Source organism: Metabacillus rhizolycopersici (genome assembly GCF_020075705.1).
In genome coordinates this window covers 1-24,189 of record NZ_JAIQUM010000011.1, presented here as the reverse complement: position 1 = coordinate 24,189, position 24,189 = coordinate 1, and the positions used below count along the sequence as shown (strand labels likewise).

General features: G+C 37.7%; 19 protein-coding genes. 15 read left to right on the top strand and 4 right to left on the bottom strand.

Annotated features, from left to right (window positions below):
• Nucleotides 1-11 precede the first annotated feature (11 nt).
• Nucleotides 12-914 (top strand): ABC transporter ATP-binding protein, encoded by a 903-nt coding sequence (locus K9V48_RS07295; RefSeq protein ID WP_224138049.1) that lies wholly within the window; start codon nucleotides 12-14, stop codon nucleotides 912-914.
• Nucleotides 907-1,737, top strand: coding sequence for an ABC transporter permease subunit (locus tag K9V48_RS07290; protein ID WP_224138048.1), 831 nt, complete (start codon nucleotides 907-909; stop codon nucleotides 1,735-1,737). Before K9V48_RS07295 ends, K9V48_RS07290 begins: the two co-directional genes overlap by 8 nt.
• Before the next feature lie 129 nt (nucleotides 1,738-1,866).
• Here the strand turns inward: K9V48_RS07290 and gdhA are convergent, their stop codons facing one another.
• A complete protein-coding gene (gdhA, locus tag K9V48_RS07285) occupies nucleotides 1,867-3,240 on the bottom strand; it encodes an NADP-specific glutamate dehydrogenase (protein WP_438803873.1) in 1,374 nt (457 codons plus the stop codon).
• Between the two features lie 644 nt (nucleotides 3,241-3,884).
• Between gdhA and K9V48_RS07280 the strand changes: the two genes are divergently transcribed.
• The 3 genes from K9V48_RS07280 to K9V48_RS07270 all read left to right on the top strand — a co-directional run bounded on the left by K9V48_RS07280 (nucleotide 3,885) and on the right by K9V48_RS07270 (nucleotide 7,270).
• Nucleotides 3,885-4,727, top strand: coding sequence for an oxidoreductase (locus tag K9V48_RS07280; protein ID WP_224138046.1), 843 nt, complete (start codon nucleotides 3,885-3,887; stop codon nucleotides 4,725-4,727).
• A gap of 722 nt (nucleotides 4,728-5,449) precedes the next feature.
• A complete protein-coding gene (locus K9V48_RS07275; RefSeq protein ID WP_224138045.1) occupies nucleotides 5,450-6,634 on the top strand; it encodes a ParM/StbA family protein in 1,185 nt (394 codons plus the stop codon).
• Nucleotides 6,635-6,643: 9 nt separating this feature from the next.
• Nucleotides 6,644-7,270, top strand: a complete 627-nt coding sequence (locus K9V48_RS07270; protein WP_224138044.1) for a hypothetical protein — start codon at nucleotides 6,644-6,646, stop codon at nucleotides 7,268-7,270.
• 357 nt (nucleotides 7,271-7,627) lie between these two features.
• On the opposite strand, the gene K9V48_RS07265 is transcribed toward K9V48_RS07270, so the two are convergent.
• The 3 genes from K9V48_RS07265 to K9V48_RS07255 form a co-directional block, all read right to left on the bottom strand.
• Nucleotides 7,628-8,653 (bottom strand): LLM class flavin-dependent oxidoreductase, encoded by a 1,026-nt coding sequence (locus K9V48_RS07265; protein WP_224138043.1) that lies wholly within the window; start codon nucleotides 8,651-8,653, stop codon nucleotides 7,628-7,630.
• 378 nt (nucleotides 8,654-9,031) lie between these two features.
• The gene (locus K9V48_RS07260; RefSeq protein ID WP_224138042.1) at nucleotides 9,032-10,312 is read right to left on the bottom strand and encodes an MFS transporter; all 1,281 of its coding nucleotides are present in this window, start codon (nucleotides 10,310-10,312) and stop codon (nucleotides 9,032-9,034) included.
• 264 nt (nucleotides 10,313-10,576) lie between these two features.
• Nucleotides 10,577-11,041, bottom strand: a complete 465-nt coding sequence (locus K9V48_RS07255; RefSeq protein WP_224138041.1) for a GNAT family N-acetyltransferase — start codon at nucleotides 11,039-11,041, stop codon at nucleotides 10,577-10,579.
• Between the two features lie 302 nt (nucleotides 11,042-11,343).
• Between K9V48_RS07255 and K9V48_RS07250 the strand changes: the two genes are divergently transcribed.
• From K9V48_RS07250 to K9V48_RS07205, 10 genes are all read left to right on the top strand, one after another.
• Nucleotides 11,344-11,526 carry a hypothetical protein gene (locus tag K9V48_RS07250; RefSeq protein WP_224138040.1) on the top strand — a complete coding sequence of 61 codons (183 nt, stop codon included), beginning with the start codon at nucleotides 11,344-11,346 and terminating at the stop codon, nucleotides 11,524-11,526.
• A gap of 543 nt (nucleotides 11,527-12,069) precedes the next feature.
• Nucleotides 12,070-12,363, top strand: coding sequence for a WXG100 family type VII secretion target (locus K9V48_RS07245; RefSeq protein ID WP_111617156.1), 294 nt, complete (start codon nucleotides 12,070-12,072; stop codon nucleotides 12,361-12,363).
• Nucleotides 12,364-12,437: 74 nt separating this feature from the next.
• Entirely contained in the window at nucleotides 12,438-12,677 is a 240-nt protein-coding gene (gene yukD, locus K9V48_RS07240; RefSeq protein WP_224138039.1) for an ESX secretion system protein YukD, read from the top strand.
• A 14-nt stretch (nucleotides 12,678-12,691) separates the two neighbouring features.
• The gene (gene essB, locus K9V48_RS07235) at nucleotides 12,692-14,020 is read left to right on the top strand and encodes a type VII secretion protein EssB (protein ID WP_224138038.1); all 1,329 of its coding nucleotides are present in this window, start codon (nucleotides 12,692-12,694) and stop codon (nucleotides 14,018-14,020) included.
• A gap of 44 nt (nucleotides 14,021-14,064) precedes the next feature.
• Nucleotides 14,065-18,534, top strand: coding sequence for a type VII secretion protein EssC (essC, locus tag K9V48_RS07230; protein ID WP_224138037.1), 4,470 nt, complete (start codon nucleotides 14,065-14,067; stop codon nucleotides 18,532-18,534).
• The gene (gene esaA / locus K9V48_RS07225; protein WP_224138036.1) at nucleotides 18,531-21,614 is read left to right on the top strand and encodes a type VII secretion protein EsaA; all 3,084 of its coding nucleotides are present in this window, start codon (nucleotides 18,531-18,533) and stop codon (nucleotides 21,612-21,614) included. Before essC ends, esaA begins: the two co-directional genes overlap by 4 nt.
• Entirely contained in the window at nucleotides 21,604-22,113 is a 510-nt protein-coding gene (essA, locus tag K9V48_RS07220; RefSeq protein ID WP_224138035.1) for a type VII secretion protein EssA, read from the top strand. The genes esaA and essA overlap by 11 nt, the downstream gene beginning before the upstream one ends.
• Before the next feature lie 13 nt (nucleotides 22,114-22,126).
• The gene (locus K9V48_RS07215) at nucleotides 22,127-22,555 is read left to right on the top strand and encodes a YwqH-like family protein (RefSeq protein WP_224138034.1); all 429 of its coding nucleotides are present in this window, start codon (nucleotides 22,127-22,129) and stop codon (nucleotides 22,553-22,555) included.
• Nucleotides 22,555-22,818: a YwqI/YxiC family protein gene (locus K9V48_RS07210; RefSeq protein WP_224138033.1), complete on the top strand. Its 264-nt coding sequence runs from the start codon at nucleotides 22,555-22,557 to the stop codon at nucleotides 22,816-22,818. The genes K9V48_RS07215 and K9V48_RS07210 overlap by 1 nt, the downstream gene beginning before the upstream one ends.
• A 155-nt stretch (nucleotides 22,819-22,973) precedes the next feature.
• On the top strand, nucleotides 22,974-24,189 hold a 1,216-nt coding region (locus tag K9V48_RS07205; RefSeq protein WP_224138032.1), incomplete at its 3' end, for a ribonuclease YeeF family protein.

The following is a 24,189-nucleotide window of genomic DNA, read 5'->3' as shown; positions in this document are numbered from 1 at the left end:
AGGTGATACTTGTGATAACTGTAACCAATGTTCATAAGCGCTTTGGCTCACAATCAGTTTTGTCAGGAATGAATTTCTCAGTAGGGAAAGGGAATATTGTTGGTCTTCTTGGTCCTAACGGTTCCGGAAAAACGACAATGATCCGGCTCTTGAACGGTGTGATCAAGCCTGAACAAGGAACGATGGAAATAAACGGCTTTAGCCCTGCGACCGATGGAAATGTGATCCGTCAAATGAGTGGCATTGTGACTGAAGGGGCGGGGCTGTATCATGAAATGAGCGGAACAGACAATCTGTTATTTTTCTCGGAAATATATGGGGTCAGGAAAGGAAGGGAAAGAGTTGATGAATTACTAAAAGAGTTTGATTTATATGATCATCGCCATAAGAAGGTAGGAACATACAGCACGGGGATGAAAAAGCGGCTTGCACTAGCGAAGGCATTGCTGCATAAACCGAAAATATTATTTCTGGACGAACCGACAAACGGTCTTGATCCTGATGGGATAAGGGATGTTTTAGGGTATCTAGCTAGATTGAATAAAAATGAACAGACTACGATTATTATTTGCTCACATGTTCTTCAGCAGCTAGAGGACATTTGTCACTCATATGTATTTATGGAGGAGGGAAGGGTATTAGCGGCAGGAACGCGACAACAGTTAGACGATGATTTTTTAACTAATGTGATGCTAAGAGTAGAAACAGGATTAAAATTGGATGATACATCCTATTTTGGACACCCTGTGGAACGAATAGGCGAAACATCGCTTCTCTTTACGCTATCTTCAAAAGGAGAAATATCACCATTATTAAGGGAGATATTAAAGGAAACGTGGATACATTCTACAATTATTGAAAATGTAAGCTTGGAATCCATCTATTTTGAAGTGAGGAGGAGAAATAATGAATAAAAGAATGGTACAGATCATTGCCAAAAAAGATATAAAATCAATTTTAGCGACAAAACAAATTTTGATTCCAATGTTGATTCTACCAACAATATTATGCGTGATTATGCCAGCCTTCGTCGTTTATCTCCTTCAAACGTATAATCTTTCATTGATAAATGGTCTCGATCAAATGGTGAATTTAATAGGTGAGATACCTGGGAAAGAAGGAGAAGTAATAAGAGGAATTTCTGATAGAAAGAGCCAAGAAATTTACTTATTTGTGAATTATATGCTTCCTCCATTATATTTACTTGTTCCTGTGATTACGTCAATGATGATAGCTGCTAACAGCTTTGTGGGAGAAAAGGAGAGAAGGACACTTGAAAGTTTATTGTTCGCACCAATAAATATCAAGGATTTATTTATTGGGAAAATGCTTGCGGCGTTTCTACCAGCCATGAGCATCTCGCTTGGGGGACTTTTGCTAAGTGCCCTTGTAATCAATTTTCTTACGTATGGGCAATTTAACAGCGTGCTCTTCCTAACAACAAATTGGCTAATGTTTGTATTTTGGATTGTTCCTTCGCTTACAGTATTAACTATTTTATTTAATATTCTTATCTCGGCACGTGTAAAAGGATTTCAGGAAGCACAACAAATTGGCGGAGTCACTGTTCTGCCGATAATTGGTTTGTTAATCGGTCAGGTGAGCGGATTGTTTTACCTCAATCCAATGATCATTCTATTAATTGGAATCCTTCTCATTACAATAAGTGTGTTTTTATTGATCAAAATTTCCAAAATGAATGAACGTCATATTCTGTTTGAAAAGCAGGTGTATTAAGCTAAAATAGCATATTTATAGAATCTAGCAAAAAACAAAAGAGTAGCAACTACTAGAGGTCTTTAGTAGTTGCTACTCTTTTAAATAGTAGAAGTATATTGAGTTTCCCTTTGCCTTATATCGATTTGATTAAATAACTCCCTGTGCAATCATAGCATCTGCTACTTTCGTAAACCCTGCAATATTAGCACCAACAACTAGGTTGCCTGGGTGACCATATTCTTCAGAAGCGATCACACTGTTACGATAGATATTTTTCATGATTTCGTGTAACTTAGCATCGACTTCTTCGAACGTCCAAGATAGTCTCATGCTGTTTTGTGCCATTTCTAATGAAGAAACGGCTACACCGCCTGCGTTAGCAGCTTTTGCAGGTCCGAAAAGAACTCCGTTGTTTAGGAATACGTCGATTGCTTCTAGTGTAGATGGCATGTTTGCCCCTTCACCAATTGCTTTTACGCCATTTGAAACAAGAGTTTTTGCTGATGCTTCATCAATTTCATTTTGTGTTGCGCAAGGTAAAGCAATGTCACAAGGAATAGACCAAATTCCTGAACAACCTTCGAAGTATTGTGCTTCTGGATGCTCGTTAACATATTCGCTGATACGTTTTTTCTCAACTTCTTTCAGGCGTTTTACTGTATCAAGGTTGATACCATTTTCGTCATAGATGTAACCGTTAGAGTCACTGCAAGCTACAACTTTAGCGCCTAATTGTGAAGCTTTTTCGATAGCATAAATAGATACATTACCAGAACCTGAAATAACAACCGTGCTTCCTTTGAATTCAAGTCCTTTGTCATTTAACATTTCTTGTACAAAGTAAACTGTACCATATCCAGTTGCCTCAGTACGTGCTAAGCTTCCGCCATATCCGATACCTTTACCAGTTAACACACCAGCTTCAAAGGCACCTTTGATTTTTTTGTATTGTCCGAACATGTAGCCGATTTCTCGTGCTCCCACCCCGATATCACCAGCAGGAACGTCAACATCTGGTCCGATATATTTGCAAAGCTCAGTCATAAAGCTTTGAGTAAAGCGCATGATTTCACCGTCAGATTTCCCTTTTGGATCAAAGTCAGAACCGCCTTTACCTCCTCCAATTGGTTGACCAGTTAGTGAATTTTTAAAGATTTGTTCAAAGCCTAAAAATTTAATGATGCTTGCATTAACAGACGGGTGAAAGCGTAATCCACCTTTAAATGGTCCGATAGCACTGTTGAATTGAACGCGGAACCCACGGTTTACTTGGACCTTACCTTGGTCATCTACCCAAGGTACTCTAAAACTAAGAACTCTTTCTGGTTCAACCATTCTTTCAAGAATGTTATGCTCCATATATTTTGGCTGTTTAGCAAAGATAGGTACAAGAGAATCAAAGATTTCTTTTACTGCTTGGTGAAACTCAACTTCATGTGGATTACGTTTCTTTACAGTTTCAAATACGTTATTGATATAATCTTTTGCAACTTGTGTGTCAGGGTGATTAGTTTTTTCCATTGTAACCATGTTTTATCACGTCTTCCTTTGCGAATAAATTTTTATATAATTCTCAATAAATTTGAATGCGAATAAAATTGATATTGTTTAATTAATTTCTGTAAAATTAAAAAATTTGGATAATGTGATTCTATACTGAAATAACTAGCTTAACAATGCCGATATTAGATGAAATTGATGCCGAATTGATATGGATGAAAATGGAAAACAAGAAATACTGTAAAATAAAGGGGGGGAGACGACTGTTGTTGTGTATTAGGATGATTTTAATTGTTGTGTAACTAAAAATAACGTTCGATGTGAAGTTTTATATAGTTTTTCGTTTGTTAATTTATTATTCTGATATAATATAAGGGTTTTTTGAAGTGATGTTATAATATGAGCGTAATTATGTTAAAAAACATAACAGATAAATCCCTTTTGATCATCGGATTTGTGATTTGTCCTTGTTTTTTCCATATGTAGGAAATATGAAAGTGGCAAGCAAAGTGAACAACTATGTCATAAAACGAAGTTCTACATTATATAGGTTGGGGAAACAATGGTGGTGGAGAGTGTTGTATCATCTTTTCAATCATCTGGTTTTACACAACCTTCTCGTTGAATAAGGCTACATGGTGATTTAAATGGAAGAAGGAGGAAATATGGAAAAACAAATTGCAGTTGTAACAGGCTCTTCTAGTGGTTTTGGTTTGTTAACATCTCTAGAACTAGCGAAAAGCGGATTTCGTGTAATTGCAACAATGCGTGACGTAAATAAAAGCATCAATTTAATGGATCATGCTAAAACTCTTGGGGTGGAGGAAAGGATACAAATAGTTGAATTAGATGTTTCCTCTAATGTCTCTATTAATAACTGGAAAAGCTATATGGAGGGGCTTGGGCGTATTGATGTTCTTGTCAATAATGCAGGATTTGCTGGTGCTGGATTTGTAGAGGAGGTTCCAATCGATGAATACCGAAGGCAATTTGAAACAAATGTATTTGGTGTAATTGCTGTCACTCAAGCTGTTCTCCCGCTGATGAGGCTACAACATAGTGGCAAGATTATAAATTTAAGTAGTATTAGTGGCAAAATTGGATTTCCAGGTTTATCGCCATACATAACATCCAAACATGCTATAGAAGGCTGGAGTGAATCACTTCGACTAGAAATGAAGCCCTTTGGCATTGAGGTTATTCTTGTTGAACCTGGTTCATATCAAACAAATATTTGGTCTACAGGAAAACAAGTGACTGAAGCTTCTTTGAAAGTGGATTCTCCTTACTATGAAACAATGAAAAAGCTTGAACACCATATTGAAAAGGGCATGAGTAATTTTTGGGATCCATCTGAGGTTGCCCGATTAATTGCAGTTATTGCTAAAAGGAAGAATACAAAGTTAAGATATATGGTTGGAAAAGGGGTAAAGGTAGCAGTTTTTCTAAAAATTATTCTTCCTTGGAAATGTTGGGAAAGACTATTTTTAAAACAATTAAAGGGATGAATGAATGTAAGGGTGTCATTTTTGATTTTAGCATTCATTTTTATTTTAGGGTGAAGCAGCATATATTTATGATTGCTTTTTAATTATAAAGTGAAGAGGTGTGTTTGCATATTTGTACACATGTATACAAATATGTGTTCTTTTGTGTGCGGAAAAGTATACTTGTAAACAAATGTGTATACATATTGGTGTGTATTGAGATTTTTGTGTACAAGTGTGTAACTATGTATATCTATTGAGTGGGATGAGTGTGTGTGTTTTAAAACTGATTTTTATCTGGCTACTTTGGAATGGATGATAGGAAAGAAAAAATAGTATTCTCTTACATTTTCAGTACTTTAGGCTTAATGGAACTACATTGAGTTCTTTTCGACAAAGTTTGACAGGCTAAGGACTAATTAACAGGGAGTAAGAGTATAGGGGAAAGGGATGATAGTTCTATCTGTTAGGTTAAATAGTAATGTTTACGTATATGTACGCATGTATACAAAGTGAGTACATATAGTGTGCATATATGTAAACAAGTATACAAAGTTGAATACAAGTTGTTTTACAGGGATGTATACAACTTTGTAATGGATGTATACATAAATGTGTTCGTGTATTCTTATTGAACACAACTAAAGTATTATTGACGATTATCTCTATCTGTTTTAACCTTAAGTAGAATTGAAAAGGTTCTATTATGTACCTTAATCATATTAAATGGAAGGAATGATTAGATGAGTATTACTAGGATTGCTGCGGTTGACGTAGGTAATGATAGTGTAAAGGCGTTATTTGGGAAAATGGATTATGAATTGTACATACCGAATGTAATTGCGAGAGATACAGAAGATAGACCAGTTATTGGAATAGAAGAATTGAATGAGAAAAATCCTTTAGATGGTATTCACATTAGAGTACATTCTCCTGCTTTAAAAAATAATAACGTCATTTACCGTATCGGGAATTTGGCAACAAAAAGTGACCATACCAATGAGTTAGATCCTGGTAGTAGTAAATCAGAGGAAGACCAAACGCTAGTAATGCTTTTTGCCTCATTAGCATTGGATGCAGTGAGAGCACAAAATTCCGAGATTTTCAAGAAGACAAATGATGTTATTGATGCAAATTATACTCTTGGAACAGGATTGCCTCTTCGTGAAGTGAAAGAAGGTAAAGATGTTGGTTATCGCTCACAATTATTAAGTTCTGTTCATCAAGTTGAGTTTTTAGTAACACCTAAATATCAAGGGCTAAAAGTTAATATTAAATTTGACGAAGTAAAGATTTATCCTGAAGGATTTGCAGCATATATCAATCTAGTGATGGATAAAGATTTAAATATTATTAATCGCGATCTAATCGATAAAAGAATCCTTATCCAAGATATTGGTGGATTATCGACAGATGTTGCTGTTATCAAAAATCGCAATGTTGATGATGATAAAGCCCAAGGTTTTAATCTCGGGGTATCTGAATCTTTAGAAGCAATTAGAGAAGAAATTCGAACTAAGCATGGCGTAGAATTAGATAGCCGTAGAGATGTTGTTGAGATCATCACACGGAAAAATGATAAGAACCATATCATGGTAAAAGGAAGTAGAACGAGTGTCCATGATATTACAGATCGTATTCTTTTAGAATTGGCCAAAAAGCAATACCGTCACCTACGCAACGTATGGAAGAAAAATTCCCAATCGGAAATCTGCTACTTTGTTGGTGGTGGTTCTATCGTATTAAAGGACTATATTAAAATGCTAAATAATAGTTTAGATGGCTACAATATAGAATTTTTTGAAGACGAAAAGGAAAGTATTTGGATGATGGCCAATGCTTATTATAAATTGATTTCCGATTTCGCTAGAAAGAATAATCTAAATACAACGTTTAAAAAGGTCGAGAAACAACCAGTACAAAAATAGGGTGGTTACATGAATAAAAAGGGATCGGTCAGTATACAGAGAGGACAAGCAATAACATTCCGTCTTCCTTCAGACACACCAGATCACATTATTAAACAGCTACAGAAGTTAAAGGAAACAGAGAGAAGGAACTTTTCTAGCAAAATGGCAGAGTTTATTTTAGAGGGGGTTAATAGCTCGTTATCGAGAGAAAGAGAAACGGTAACGCTTCCCTTACCTCAAAAAATAAGTAAGGATCAACGAGATTGGCTTAAACATTCACATTCTGAAGCTTTGTTAGGAAGTATTGTCTACCAACTGTTAGCCGATCCAATTCGGGCAACATCCATTTTAGCCGCTTTAAACAGCAATGCTCTAGATATTAATGACGCACTCTATTTACAAGAGGACGGACAAGCAGAAATAGGTATTAAGGGATATGCAAAAGATATCGAGCGGAGCCTTGAAGAAGAACAAGAGGCACAAGAAGAGATTTCTACACCGTTAGCCGATGATTTTGATCAAGATTTAATGAATTTTGACTTTGAGAAGGCTAAATTAGAACAAACTTCAGCAAGCGAAGAAGATCAGGAAAATGATGAGTTAGAAGACGTGGATGACCTACTTGGGGGATTTCTCGATAGTATGAATAAATAAGGCGAGTTATTTTTATTAGTAGGATGGTTTGTTATCATCTACTTCTCCCTGAGGTTAGATGAGGGTGTATTTCTACTTGAAAGTGTTTCAAGTGTTATGAATAATACCGATACATCTATAAATATCAACAAAAAAAGGAGCCAGCTAACAAAGAATAGCTGGCTCCTTTTTTTGTCGTTTAGGAAAGTATAAAATTCTTGTACTGTGGATAAGCGCACGACGTCCAGCTCCTAGCCCCTCGAGGTCATAAACCAATCAGGAATAGAAGGTAAAAAACACCTTCTATTCCTGATCGTCTTATGCTATGCCTGAGGCTGATCAAGGCGCTTGCGCTTTTGTTCTTGGCACAAGTTATTTTTAAAATTTTACGATATCTTTAATAATTTCATACGAACGAAGGCGTGCCTTGTGGTCGAATATTTGAGAAGTAACCATAAACTCATCAGCTTGGGTATCGTTTAAGAATGCCTGAAGCTTTTCTTTAATTGTCTTCGGGCTTCCGATAATAGAACCACCTAATTGTTGTTGAAGGGCTGCCTTTTCATGTTCACTCATAAGCCCGTCGAGATTTTCGACAGGTGGTTGTAACGGTTCTTCCTTATTTCGTATTAAATTAAGAAATTGCTGTTGTAAGGAAGTCGCTAGAAGTTTAGCCTCTTCATCTGTTTCAGCCGCTATGACGTTGATACCTAGCATTGCGTAAGGTTTTTGAAGTACTTCAGAAGGTTTAAAGTAGCGACGATATAATTCAAGAGCTTGCATTGTATGGTTAGGCGAAAAGTGACTCGCAAAGGAAAATGGTAATCCTAGTTGTGCAGCTAATTGTGCACTAAATCCACTTGAGCCTAATAACCAAATTGGAATATTTAAGCCTTCACCCGGAAATGCTCTTACATGCCGTCTTGCTGAAGTCGAAGCTGGATTAAAATAGGCACGCAGTTCCGCTAATTGTTCAGGGAAATCGTGCCCATCACTCCTCTGACCACGTCTAAGAGCATGCGCAGTAAGTTGATCTGTGCCTGGTGCGCGTCCTAGGCCAAGGTCTATGCGCCCAGGGAATAGAGATTCAAGAGTCCCGAACTGCTCAGCAATGACCAAAGGCGCATGGTTAGGCAGCATGATTCCACCGGAGCCTACCCGTATGTGTGTTGTATTCGCGGCCACATGCCCAATAACAACAGATGTCGCCGAACTAGCTACGGATGGTATGTTATGATGCTCAGCAAGCCAATATCGGTTGTAACCCCATTTTTCAACATGCTGTGCAAGATCAACCGTATTCTTAAAGGAATCAGTGATTGTACTACCGACAGTAATTGGCGCAAGGTCAAGGACAGAAAACTTAATAGTATGCAATTGCTTTTGTTCCGTATCTATAGACATGCATTCATCCTCTTTCTATAAGTAATAAGCCATAAACTATTATGTGAAACTGATCGTATCTTTACAGGTGGTAATTTTCTACCTGTTAAGAACGGGATGCAGCATCTTATATGGAACTCGTCTGATTGTGATAACTAAACGCATCTCTATCTTATCAATTCCAAATTCGGAATCAAAATAAAAGCACTTGGAGATAATGGGAGCCACTAGGGATAGTGGAAAGTACAAGGATTCGATAAGGCCGACAAACCATAGAGAGAAAATACTTTTTTTCTATAAAGAAAAAGGGATCGAATTTATCTCTCGTCCCATAAATGAAGATAGAATGAATGGTGTTTTTTGTGAGAGTAAACCTCAAATGATCGGAATCGTCTCAAATTAAACTGATGTATTCTTCACAGCAGCTACTAAATCGTTTTTTTGCTCTGGAACGCGAATAAGAATGAGGATACCAACAATAAATAAAACGATAAGACTGAATACACCACTAGTTGAATTGCCAGTTAATTGAGTGGTTACTCCAACTAAAAGAGGCCCCATAATGGACGCGAATTTTCCGAAAATGTTGTAAAAGCCAAAAAATTCATTGGATCTTTCTTTTGGAATAAGCTTAGCGAAATAGGATCGGCTTAATGCTTGTATACCTCCTTGTGATGTAGCAACGAGCATTGCTAAAATCCAGAAATCTAAGGTTGAATTTAAAAAGAAGGCATAAATGCAAACAATCATATAAATGACAATCCCAACATAGAGCATTGTCTTCCCTGTAAATCTCTCAGATAATCTACCATAAAAAATGGCGAATGGCGCAGCAACAACTTGTGTAACGAACAAAATAATAAGTAGATTTGTCGAACTAATTCCTAAGTCAGTTCCAAAAGCTGTAGACATGGTTATGATTGTTCCTACACCGTCAATATAGAAAAAATAGGCGAGCAAGAATAAGAATAATGCTCGATAGTGACGGATTTCCTTTATTGTTTTACCAAGACGCTTAAAGCTAGTTACAATAGGCTTTGATTCTCGTTCAATGTAATAACGTTGATGGACATTCTTTAACATTGGAATCGTGAATACTCCCCACCAAACAGCCGTAATAATGAAAGCCATCTGACTTGCCATTGTTGTGGAGAGGGGAATCATTTCAGTTTGTGCCAAAAGGATAATGGCGATGCTAATAATAAATGGAATTGTACTACCGATGTAACCTAAGCTATACCCACGGGAGGAAATCCTGTCCATTCGTTTCTCTGTCGTGATATCGACTAAAAATGCATCATAGAACACATTAGCACCTGCCGAGCCAACAGCAGCTAAGGTATAACCTATTAGTAAGAGTAGCCATTGATCACTTGGAATAAATGCTAGTAATCCTGTGAACGTAACACCTAGACCAAAGAAGAAGATGAAAAAACGTTTCTTAAAACCCTGGTAGTCTGCAATTGTACCTAAAATAGGACCGAGCATTGCTAAGATGAATGTTGCGATTGCAATGGTATAACCTAAATACGCAGTAGAATTTGCGGGGGTAACGCCGGCATTTGTTGCAGCTGCCTTATAAAATAATGGAAAAACAGCAGTTGAAACAATAATCGAATAAGCAGAGTTTGCCCAATCATAGAAAACCCAACTATTTTCCTCTTTCGTAAAAGGCTTCATACGTAGTCCCTCCCTAGTAAACCATCTATTTAATTGTACAAGAAAAAGAGAAAGCAAAATGGCGCTGGCCAAAAGTTAACATACAATTTACATTATTAACAATTACATGTGCTTCAGTTTACAAGGAAGGTCCTTTCTAACAAATGGAAAAGGTGAGGAAAGAGGGGAATTGGGTGAAAAGGATCATTCAAATAAGATTAAAATACAGCAGTTTGTGTATGAGTCAGAATATGCAAAGGTTTATTCATAGTGAAAATGAGGGTATTAGTTTCCGGTACCCTCATTTAACTCAATTTCCATCACACTTGACACATCGCTAAATCCAAGCCTTTTATATAGTTGCTTTGCAGGGTTATCGGCATAAACATTTAGTTGAATTTTTTGAAACCCTTGTTTTTTAAATTCATCGAAGGCACGAATCATTAATTGTTTGCCCACACCCTTCTTTCTGTATAAAGGAAAAACATAAAGAGAAAGGATACTACCAGTATTTTGTGTGTTTAAAGGGTTGAAGTCGGGTCCTATTAAAACCCAGCCAACAATCATCGTTTTGTCAATGGCAACGAGATAATAGGCGCCATTGTTTAAGTATGGGACAAAGACATTCAGTCCTAATTGGGGATTATTCTTCACAAAGCCCATCGAACTTTCGCTCATTACATTTAGAGTCATCTCAAGAAGCATATTTGTTTCAATTGGGCTTGATTTTCTAATTATCAAGTAAGACACCTCGATCTCCTGTGGAAGATAATTAATCATTAACCTATTGTATGGTGAGATGTCTTATACGTGTATAAAAGTGAACGTTAAATTTAGGGTGTTTGCGCTTTTGTTCTTCCGGTTGCAATATTTCAATTTTATAAATTGGTACGACAGACATGAAGAAGTTCAAAGTATGTCTAAAAACCATTTTGGAAATAATAAACAGGAATGAGGAGATAATCTGTAATCACTCTAAGAACAGCTACTTACTGAAAATAGGGTCTTCTAATATGTTATACTTATATAAGATGAGAAAGGAAGTGTCCTGTTTGAAAAACTCAAACAACCTGTTCAAAGACGGTGACGTTGTAAGTATTCAGAAAACTGGTGAGATGGTTACAATTTCTAAATGCCAATATGTCAAACATATGAAAAAGTACTCCTATACAGTTTCTGAACATCCAAGTACATTTTATTTCGAAGAAGAGCTTCAAAAGCCACAAGAGATCTAATATCGTAAAACATAACAATTAACAGAAGAGAAATAGCCTTAATTATATTTAGAAAAACTATAAAAAGAGACCACTTCGAAGTGGTCTCTTTTTGTGTGGAGTAAAACAATGAATAGTGTACGAATCGTCATCTTCCATTGATGGGAGCCTATTGGGTAATCTCTAAAAGATTTTTATCTCAAATAAGAAAAGGAATATGTAAAGTTTACTGGAATGACAGCTTAAAATTACGTGATAGTCATGCAAATAAGCCTGTTATGAAGATATACCTAGTAAACAAAGAGCATAGTGGAATTATGAGGTGCAAATGACTCAAAATTACTTGGGGGGATTTGTGATCATATGACCGTAGACATTTACAATTACTGAGGATAAAGTTTGGTTTTCATTTACAATTCAGATTAGGACTGTATTTACCATAGTAGATATGATATTGGTATATATAGGGAAAATAGAGTTTTTGCACAGGAAAAACGGTAAAAGGGTACTCAAAGTTAAGATAGATGAATACCGACTTAAAACAAATGATAGGGAGTGTTGTATATGTCTGGAATTATCCGCGTTACCCCAGCAGAGCTAATTAATATGTCAAATCGTTATTCAAGTGAAAGCAGTCAAGTAGGAGAACAGGTTTCTCGCCTTGATACGATGATTAGACAATTAGAGGATATGTGGGAAGGTGAATCTAGCCGAGCGTTCAGTGAGCAATACCAATCATTAAGACCATCTTTTATCCAAATGCAACAATTGTTAGATGATATTGCTACGCAGTTGACAAGCACGTCTAGAGCACTTGAAGATGCTGACCAACAAATCGCTAGCCAAATCAGAGGATAATCAAAGTTAAGTTTAAGAGATGAAGGAGCGCCCTTTTGCACAGAAAGCGCTCCTTCCTTATGAGGTGAATCAGCGTGTACATAGAAATCACAATTGATTTAAAAAACTATCAGAAGGAAAGCTTCGATATAAGACTCTCAAACTATCACTCGATAAAAAAGATGATTGATATCGTGTGGCAGGCTAAGAGTATGGGCGGCCGGAGAACGGAAGGCTCTTGGGTAAGAGTAATCAATAAACATAAGATTATTCAAGGAAATAAACGATTAATCGATGCTGGCATTACAACTGGGGACAGAATCGAAATATTATAAAGGAGATAAAGGAAATGTCATCACAAAGCGATATCTCATACTTGGCAGAAAAACTAGAAGCTATGATAAAGCGTGAAGGAAAAACCATCACATTTACGTTTCAAAAAGAGAAAATAAAATTAGAAGATCCTACCGAAATTTCCTTTTTAAAAGAGCTAAACCCTAAAATTAAAACGGAAATTCAAATGATGGATGATGAATTATCCATTCTTCATACAATCCCTAACACTTACACTTTTCTCCCCCTAATGAAGCAGATTGATGAGCGAGATCAGCTAATGATTGCATATAAAATTATTCAAAAGGCTGAAGTCCACACCTTAACAAGAGTTCATTTACTTGTATGCCCAGAAAACATTGTCCTTGATCAAGGTCTAAATCCAACCTTTCTTCATTATGGAGTAAAGGAAAGTCTTCCGCCATATGAAAAAGATTCTGATCAATTAATAAGAGAAGTAAAAGCGACAATTGCAGCAATTGTGGACAGTCAATTCTCCTTTGAACAATATGTTCACTATTTTGAAACGTTAAAGCTCTCTGATTTTACAAAGCGGATTTGTCGCGCTGAGAACTTTGTGGAGTTATTGAGCATCATTGAAGAACGAATCCAACAAGTGAATGAAGAAAAGTCACTTCTAATGACAGTCAACAAGAAGACGTGGAAAATGAATCGCTATGTGCTACTTGGAGTTACGATCTGTTTAATACCAGCGTTTGTTTACTCACTTTACTCTTTGTTTTTTCTCCAACCAAAACAAACAAGCTTTATTTATGCACAGGAGAAGTTTCTTAATAAAGAATATAGTGAGGTGGTGACTGTCCTTCAGCCCTACGATATAAAAGAAATGCCAAATGTAACCAGGTACGCATTATCTATGTCATATATCATAAATGAATCTTTGGCAGAGAAGCAAAAGGAAGTTATTCAAAATACAGTGACTTTGCAATCGGATCCTCTCTATTTTGAATATTGGATTCTTATTGGACGTGGTAATGCTGATGAAGCTCTTGATATAGCAAGGTACTTAGAAGATAGGCCATTAATTCAATATGGACTTATTCATTATAAGGAACAAGTGAAAGCAGACGATGGTCTAGATAGGGAAGAGAGACAACGAATATTAGCTGAAATTGAAGCGGAATCAAATGAGTATCTTCAGGAGATGAAGGAACAACAAGCAGAACAGCCTGTCTCAGGGCAATCGAAGGAAGAGACAAGCTCATCGACGGTAGATGATGCTAACAAGCAAAAGGTAGAGAGTAAAACAGACATCTCTCCTGATGTTCCAGCTAGTACTCAAGCGAAGCAACCAGCTTTAGACGGAGAAACGTCTCCTAACTAACATTCACATACAAGAGAAACTAAACAATTATAGGTGGTGATAATATGTCTATCTTATGGGTGTTTTACCGTGAATCATATCAGCAAGTGGCACTGAAAACAAGCTATAAACAAGAGATTACAATTGGAACAGATGTGCATCACACAATTACCATCCAAGCGGATTCTCCCTTTGAAAAATTGCTTATAGTAAATTACCGAGACGATTCATTTTGGCTTGATCAAGGGGAAGAGCGCGTTCAAATATTTGAGGAAAGTAAACTGTATCCGATAACCTTTGGCGAAGAAAAGCTGACGGTTATGATGACTTCAGCTCCTAAAGTGACAAAAACATTTTATATTGAACATATGAACGAAGTGACATTTTCAATCAATGATCAGTATGCGACCATTTTAAAGACTGCTGAAGCATTCTGTGAGCAGGATTCCTTTATCCTTTATAGAGGAAGAACGAGATGGGAGATTTCAACTGGTGATCATGAGCGCCTATACAAAAATGGACAACTCATTAATGAAACATCACAACTGAATATTGGTGATCAACTGTTTTGGCCGTTCATGAATATTACCCTTATTGAGGAAGATCTCATACAAATTGAAAGCTTACTAGATTTTGAGACGAGTCTTTCGGAGACGATTAGCCCTCAATCTGAAATGCAGAAGAAATATCCAGTGTATCGACGTACACCTAGAATGGTCTACGATTTACCTGACGAAAAGGTGCAGTTTTCATTTCCTTCGCAAGATTCAGAGGGCTCAAATCGAAGCTTATGGCTTATTATCATGCCGCCGCTCGTTATGCTGCTTGTGATGGGGCTCGTAGCTATTCTTGTGCCAAGAGGAATTTTTATCATTGTTTCGTTAGTCATGTTTATGACAACACTCGTTACCTCGACAGTTCAATATTTTAAAGATAAAGGCAATCAAAAAAGATCCAAAGAGCGTCGAAAACGAATTTATACACACTATTTAGAAACAAAGAGACAAGAGCTCCAAATCCTTGCTGATAAACAAAGGGATGTTCTAACGTTTCATTTTCCAGCCTTTGAACGTATGAAATATTTAACGGATCAGCTTTCCGACAGGCTTTGGGAGCGAACACTTGAAAGTCCTGATTTTCTACAATTTCGACTTGGAATTGGAGCTGTTCGCGCAAGCTATACAATCTCATCAACTTCATCTGATATGTCAAACAGGGAAATGGATGACTTATTAGAGGACTCTCAATTACTTGAAAAGACATATAAGAACTTAGAAAAATTGCCAATAACGGCAAATCTATCAGAGGGTGCGATTGGGTTAATTGGAAAGGATGCTGTCTTAAAAAATGAGTTGCACCAGCTCATTGGTCAGCTTGCTTTCTTTCATAGCTACCATGATTTACGGTTTGTGTTTATTTTCGATGAACAGGAATACAGGGAATGGGAATGGATGAAGTGGCTTCCTCATTTCCAATTACCAAATTCCTTTGCGAAGGGGTTTATTTACAACGAAAAAACACGTGATCAATTGCTTTATTCACTTTATGAAATGGTACGTGAACGTGATCAAGAGGAAGAGAAAGAGAAGATACGATTTACGCCTCATTATGTATTCGTGATTACAAACCACCAGCTCATATCAGACCATGTGATATTGGAATATTTAGAGGGGGATCATCAGCATCTTGGTATTTCTGTCATTTTTGCTGCAGAAGCGAAGGAAAGCTTATCTGATAACATCCATACCCTCGTTAGATATATTAATGATGAGCAAGGTGACATATTAATTCAAGAGAAAAAGGCTGTACGAATTCCTTTTGGATTGGACTCACATAACAGAGAGAGTAATGAAAATTATGCACGGATGCTTCGCACTCTTGATCATCAAATTGGGATGACGAATTCGATTCCTACAGGTGTGTCTTTTCTAGAAATGATGAATGTGAAAAGTGTTGATCAGCTTCCGATTAAACAAAATTGGCTTTCTAGGGAATCGTCAAAATCGTTAGCTGTCCCAATTGGCTTAAAAGGAAAGGAAGAGGCGGTTGAGCTGAATTTGCACGAAAAGGCACATGGGCCACACGGCTTATTAGCTGGTACGACGGGGTCTGGGAAAAGTGAATTTTTGCAAACATACATCCTATCGCTTGCTGTTCACTTTCATCCACATGAGGTTGCCTTTTTATTAATCGACTATAAGGGCGGAGGAATGGCGCAACCATTTAAAAATATGCCTCATCTCTTAGGGACGATCACAAATATTGAAGGAAGCAAAAACTTCAGTATGCGGGCATTAGCTTCAATCAAAAGTGAATTAAAGCGGCGCCAACGTTTATTTGATCACTATAGTGTTTCACATATTCATGACTATACAAAGCTATTTAAACAAGGGAAAGCGGAAAAGCCTTTACCACACTTATTTTTGATTTCGGATGAATTTGCTGAGCTAAAAACGGAAGAGCCAGAATTTATTAAGGAATTAGTTAGTGCAGCACGTATCGGGAGAAGTCTTGGTGTTCATTTAATCCTTGCGACACAAAAGCCTGGTGGAATCATCGATAATCAAATTTGGAGTAATGCCCGCTTTCGTGTTGCCTTGAAGGTACAAAATACGGAGGATAGTCGAGAAATCCTAAAAAATGGTGATGCTGCATCAATCACAGTTACCGGTCGTGGTTACTTGCAGGTTGGAAACAATGAAGTGTATGAGCTTTTCCAATCAGCTTGGAGTGGCGCCCCATACCATGAAGAAGAATCCTATGACATGGAAGATGAAGTTGCGATTGTCACAGATTTAGGGTTAATTCCTTTATCAGAGGTTTCATCATTGGATCAGAGGCAGAAGGAGACAGAAAGTGAAATTGGTGTCATTGTCGATAAAATTGAGCAGCTTCAACAACAAATGCAGCTTGAGAAGCTCCCAAGCCCGTGGTTACCACCACTTCCTGATCGTCTATATCGAAAATCTACTGGGCATCGTGATAAACCGAGCATTCTATTTGCGATGATTGATGAACCGGAAAAACAAAGTCAATCCGCTTATACGTATGACGTAATCGAGGATGGAAACATTGGGATTTTTGGTTCCTCTGGTTATGGAAAAACACATACAATCATGACACTGCTACTGGGAATGGCGAATCAATTTACACCGGAAGAGGTTCATTATTATGTCATGGACTTTGGCAATGGAGGGTTATTACCATTGAAGCAGCTTCCTCATACAGCTGATTACTTTTTGCTTGATCAAGAAAGAAAGATCGAAAAGTTTATGAGGAGATTACGAGATGAAGTAGCGAGACGGAAACAGCTTTTCCAAAAGCAAGAGGTAAGCTCAATTAAAATGTATAACGGCTTAAGTGCGGAGCAATTGCCGTTCGTATTTCTTGTTATTGATAATTTTGATCTCGTTAAGGAAGAGATGCTTGATCTTGAACAGCAATTAAATCAATTTGCTCGTGATGGAGTGTCATTAGGAATTTACATGATTTTAACAGCTACGCGCATCAATTCTGTTCGCCAATCTTTAATGAACAACTTAAAAACAAAAATTGTCCACTATTTAATGGATCAATCAGAGGCGTTTACAATATTAGGAAGGTTGGCGTTTTCTCCTGAAGCAATGCCAGGAAGAGCAATCGTGAAAAAAGATACAGCCTACTTTGCTCAAGTTTTTCTCCCAGCAGAAGGAAAGGACGATTTTGAGCAAATGATGAACATAAAGGAAGAAATTGAATGTATTAAGGTAGTCTATGCAGATGTTAAGAGGCCAGATCCTGTGCCAATGCTGCCTACAGAACTAACGATTGTCAACTTTGCTTCCTATATTGAGAAGAAGAATGGTCTGCTCCCAATTGGTCTTGATGAAGAGAATGTGACGCCGGTTTATGTAAACTTCCAGAAGACAAAGCATTGTCTCGTACTAGGACAGGCTCAAAAGGGAAAAACAAACTCATTAAAAGTGCTAATTCATACAGCACTTGAACAAGAAGTCGAACATATTGCTGTTTTTGATTCAATCGATCGCGGTTTATCTGCTTTTGTAGGTGAAGAAAAATTGGTCTATCTCGAAGGAAAAGACCATGTCATGTCATGGCTGGATAAAATAGAGACCGTATTTATTGCAAGAGAAGAACAGTATCACAGACAAATACAGCAGGGCAACCAAGTGCCGCAATTTCTACCAGTCTTGTTTGTTGTCGATGGCTATTCGCGTTTCCTTCAAGGTCTCGATAATCAGGCGCAAGATCGAATCGCCCGATACATGAAAAGCTATAGCCATCTAGGCTTTAATATGATTGTCTCTGGCAACAACAATGAATTAACAAAAGGATATGATCCATTAACAATTGAAATGAAACAAATTCGTCAAGCGGTTATTTTAATGAAAAAATCTGAACAAACATTATTTACTCTTACCTATGATCGAAAAGAGCCAGAGATTCAACCGGGATTTGGCTATTATGTTGAAAACGGAAAAGAGCAAAACATCCAGATTCCGCTTGCGAATGTCGAAAGGAAGGTGCACGTATGACTGAAAAGGCAAGTATTTTTAAGCTTATACTAGTCATCGTTTTAATTGTGATCACACCTCTTCTTTTCTTCCGTACTGTCGGTGACAACCCGATGAGGGTAATAAAGGAAAATGCCACCAAATCCATTGCCATTATCAATGAGGATATCGGAACGCAAGAAGTGGATGAAGAGATTCGGTTTGGTCAGGATGTCGCGTCAATCTTGGCAGAAGGTTCAAACTTTGAATGGACTGTCGTAGGGAGAAGTGCCGGTGAAAATGGGCTACGCAGCTTGAAGTACGACGCAATCGTCTATCTCCCATCGGATTTCTCGCAAAATATTATGACGTATGATGAGACAAATCCAGTTAAAACAAATTTTCAATTTAAGATACAAAGCCAGCTCAATGCAGTAAATAAAGAAAAGGTGTTAGTGGAGATTGAGAAGGCAACAAAACGGGTGAATCAAAAAATATCGTCACTTTATTGGAAGTATGTTTCAGCAGATATGGAGAATATTCGTGAAGAATTTGATGAAATACTGCGAAATGAAATAACTTTCCAAGAAACAATGACTTCATTTTACACACCAAGCTCAAAAAACCTTGCAGGGCATATAGATGGACAGAAGGAAATGCTCATAAATTTGCAAGCTTCCATCCAACAGGTTGATGAAAGTGCTCCTGAACAAACGGAAACACTGAAGGCTTATGAACAAAATCTAGCAAGCTTTGTGGAATACGTGGAGCAATATAAGGAATATCAAAAGAAACAACAAACACTACTAGCTGAAATTCAGGCGCAATCAGTTCAATCAGTTAATAAAGCAACTGAAAATCAACAGCCTTTATTCGTCCAATCAACAAATCTATTTGAAGATCAGGGCAATCTGTTTTTAGAAAACATGTCGAAGCTTGATTCACGTATGGTAAGCACTCAACAGGTTTTTGGACAGCTTGCGGAACAACGATATAGTCAAGTAGCTAGACAGATCAACGACTTTTATCAGCTTCAAGAAAAGACGCTTGATTTTTATCAGCAACTTAAAGATACGACAGTTCTTAATGATGTAGAGGTCGAGCTTGTCGCATTAAGTGACCGGCTTAGTGTAGGGGAGGAAGAGGAGAAACCTACTGAACCAACTGATCCTATTGAGCTACCAAGTGAATCAGAGGAAGAGGATCAACAAGTAGATGTTGTACCTTCCGAACAAGATGGTAATCTACCGGATAATAATACCGAAAATACTGGGGAGGATACTTCGGATCCAGGAAAACCCGGAAATTCCGGAAATCCAGAAAAACCATTTGTTGATTTAGAGAATGAAAAGACAGCATTAGCATCCATTTCAGAGGATCTTACAAAATTAAAAGATGGACTTGCTAGTATGGAAGATCCGCTACCTGTGGAGCTTGAGCAAGTATTATTGAGCTTAGACGGAATTAATGATCGTATTCTTGCTCTTCAATCATCATTAAGTGCGAAGGAAACGGGAGAGAGAAATCCGCTTGAGGACGATTTAGCCGTACTTAACGAAGAATTAGATAAATTAAAGGGTGACTTTGATCAGCTTAAAGAGATTAATGAAGGGCTAGAAAAGACAATTCTCGAAAAAGATGAACAAATTCAAATGCTAGAAGATGTCAAATTAACGCTAGAGGATAACGTTAAAAGGCTCGAAGGAATAAATGCTGGATTAGAAGTAGAGTTAAATCTCTATAAAGACTATGAAGTGAATATAAAAGACGAAATTGAGAAAAAGGAGCAATCAATTTTAGCATCTAATGCTCTTTCCCAAACGAGAAAGGATCTTTTAACTTCTACCTTTTCCAAGGAAATAATGAGTAAAGATCTGTTAGAGATGATGTATTACTACTCGTATCTAGATCGCTATCAATCAACATTAAACAGTATGCTTGTAGAAAACAAAGCAAAAGCAGTTGTTCTAGGTAATGAAGCATTACAACAAGAAGCGAAAAAAATCGTCGAAATAAGTAGCGAGGAGAAAACAGGGTGGAATCAGATTGGTGAAGATATGCCAACAACCCAAGATGCTTTATACACACTCGAAGATGGTTTTACTGTTTTCATGGCTGAATATCGGCAAACTGTCGATGCGCAGCAAGCTACACTAGTTGAAAGTCTTGAGGCAATTGAACTGGAAGCGACAGAAATTCTAAATCAAATCAGTCAGCCGGGACAGCTGCTCACAGTTGTCGAACCAATACCAACCGTTGAAGGCGAGGAAATGATTTTAGGCTCTGGAAGAATTAGTGAACAAATGGTATCAATTCATACATGGCTAGATTCGATTAGTGAAAGTCAAAGCAGCATCATCGATTATACCGGAGAGCTACAAGGACGAGTAAATAATGTTCAAACGGATGCAGACCAGTTGAATAATAAATGGTCAACAAATGTTGCAACAACGGGGCTAATTAGGGATGACGTATATAATGTGCTTGGAAATACATTTGTAGATGGTCAGTCAAATGGTTATGTCTATGACTTCTTAACGAACCCACTTAAGATTAGTGGTGATATTCCAGAAGAAACACAAAGTGCGAACGTCAAAAATATCCCACCAGTGGTTATTCTGTTTATCGTTCTAATTTGCAGCTTACTTATCGGCTATGCGAGTTATTATTTCAAACAGCCACCACTTTGGATTCAGGCCATCTTGTTTGTCCTACTCAATGTGATTGTTGGATTAGTCATTAGTTTATATGGGTTAGATATTTACCCGTTACGTGAAGAAAGTGCTGTTGAGTGGACTGTATTTACAATTCTTCTTCTTACGGCAGGTTCAGCTTTAATAAGAGTGGCGTTTAGTATCCATCATTTGGTTGGGTTATTTGTAACGGTAGGCATGGTCATTTTCTATGTAACGCCATTACTTGCACTAACCACACCAAACTTTAGCTTTACTGACCCAATGTCTGAGGTATATATGTCCATTCAATATGGCTCAGAATCGTTATTTACACAGGCAACGGTTATCCTTGGAATCATTATCGTAGGACTTGGTGGCTTACAATACTTCATTGGCAGATCAAGCATGGTTTCAGTTGAAAAGGAATCAGGAACGTATGAAGCGTAAGCGAGCTATAGCTGTTTCGATCATCTTGTTGATGATAAACCTATTCCATCTTACGGTTGCAGGCGTTGTCCATGCGGAAACGTCAAAGATTGATGAGCTCGTTCCAAATGATTATCAAAAGAACGAATTCAAATCAAATAAAAGCTTGCTTAACAACACTACGCAAACAAATCAGCTTAAAGACATTCCTGAAGAAATAAAAGAGATCACCTTTGAAGAAGTTGAACGTTCGAAAGATGAGGCAATAAAGGCAGAATTATTCTTAGGCGAGTCAACCGATCAAAATACAATTAAGGCAAAAGCAGTGGACATGCAGCTATTTTTATCAGCAGAAGCACCAACGATGAAGCAAAAGGAAGAGGATTCATCCTCCTCTTCTAGCTTGTCGTTAACAATTCTTATCTGGGCATTAGTCGGAATTTGTATCCTGTTGTTAATTGTTGTGTTAGTTGTTTGGGGTAAGTCCTTAGCAAAGCAAAAATCTCCTCAAAACGTCTAGAGAGGTGGAAATGATGAGTTTATCAAGTACTTTGTATTCTCTTCAGAGAACAATTTCGTCACAAGCGAATGATATCAATGAAAAAATTGAAAGGCTAAATCAAGCTAAAAATGATATTGGTCGTGAACAAGATCTTCTTCTTCAAGAAATTAAGAAAATCAAACAGCCAGATTTAGGAAGAGAATGGACTGGGAAAAGAGCAGACGATTATGACAATGAACGTGAAGATGCGTACGCTGTCATGCAAAAGATTGGAGAAATTGATTATTCTAGTTATCAACGTTTAATAGAAAGTAAGATAAATAGCCTAGAAATAGAACAAAGCTTCTTAAATATCACAAGAGCCATTGCTTATGAAGCTGGTCAATTAGTCGATAAAGGTGAAGATGCCATTGATGAGCTTTCAGATAAAATTAGCGATTTGAAAAGGCGGTTATTTTAATGGTCGAAATTAAATTAAATTATGATGCCGTGATGAAAGAGTTGAATGAGGTTAAGTCAGCATTAGCTAATGTAACAATTGCGACATCACAATCTAGTAGCCTTGGGGAAAATCGTTTGGATTTCACGACCTATTGGCTAGAACGTGAAGCAAGAATCCATCAACTCATTAATGAGTATGTTGAGGTAGTTGAGAAAAACGTGGAAGACACAAAGGCAAATGTACGTTCATTAAAGGAGCAGGATGAAGCCATTACTAGGTAAACTCGTGACTAGCGTGCCTGTATGGGAGAAGACAGAAGCGTAGTTGCACTTATACTAAAGATTTTAAATTGGCCACTACGTCGAATTCATTTCCCTGTTGCTAATTTATACCTTCTGATCGTACAAGAAACTAAAGGAAAGGGCAGACGGCGACTGTGAAAGTATATGAAGCAAAAACATTAATTGATTCAATGGAAGCTAGGTCCAAGCAGTACAATGAATTGCGGGAAAAGCTAGAACAATTAAAACGAACATGCAATGACGTCGTTAATCTAGACGACCGCCTGAAAGGGAAAGGAGCCGACGCCATTAAAGGCTTCTACCAAGCACAAATCGATGTGATTGAAGCTTGGCTCCGTCTCATTGATCGAAACATCGCATTTTTTAACGGAATTGCAGGGAACGCAGCAGACATGGATCTATCAGGAAATACAATTGTCCATGTTCCGTTTCTAGATGATGAACTAACACATCATGAAAGGAACAATAGGGAAATGGTGTCCAGCCAACAGGATGAACTGCAAAGAATCTTCAATCGAATTGACGACCTTGTCCCTCTTAACGTCTTCTCAAAAGACCGATTTGATGACCATATGGGAAAGGCAGAAAAAGACCGAAAAGATACAGCGGATGCAGTTGACAAGCTAGACAATGAACTAAAATCAGAGTACATCTTATCTGAAGGCGATGAACAATATGTCATGGCACTCTTCCAACAACTAATGGAAGCATCTCGCCAAGGAAATACCATCACACCGATCCATTTCAACGCAGAAGCATACAAAGCAAGTGACGTCTACAAGCTGAAAGATCAAGCCGAAAAGCAAACAAAAGAATACCTCTCGTTCAAAGATGAACAAGAAAAATTTAGAGAACAACTAAAGAAACAAGAAGAGCTCGAAAACCGTCCATGGTACGAAAAAACCTGGGACGGAATCAAGACATTCACAGGCGAACTAACAGGCTACTACGATTATATCCGCGCATCAGAAGGAGTTGACCCAGTCACTGGCGAAACTCTAACAGCAGGACAACGTGTAGCTTCAGGAGCTATGGCAGCCGCCGGTTTCATCCCAGTTGTTGGCTGGGCGGGCCGTATCGCAAAAGGCGGAAGCGCCATCTACAAAACAGCCAAAGGTATGCACGCCGCCGACCAAGCGCTGGACGTCTATAGAACGAGCAAAACCTTCTCAAACCTAGAAAAAGCGGAGATGGGCATCTATGGGCTTGTATCTGCCAATGGGTTTAGTGAGTATTTGACGGGCAAGGATATGTTTGGGAATGCGTTGACAGAAGAACAGCAGCAGAATAGTCTTTATCAGGCGCTTGGGTTGTTGGCTGTTGGTGGTGGGGCTTATTATGTTAATAAGT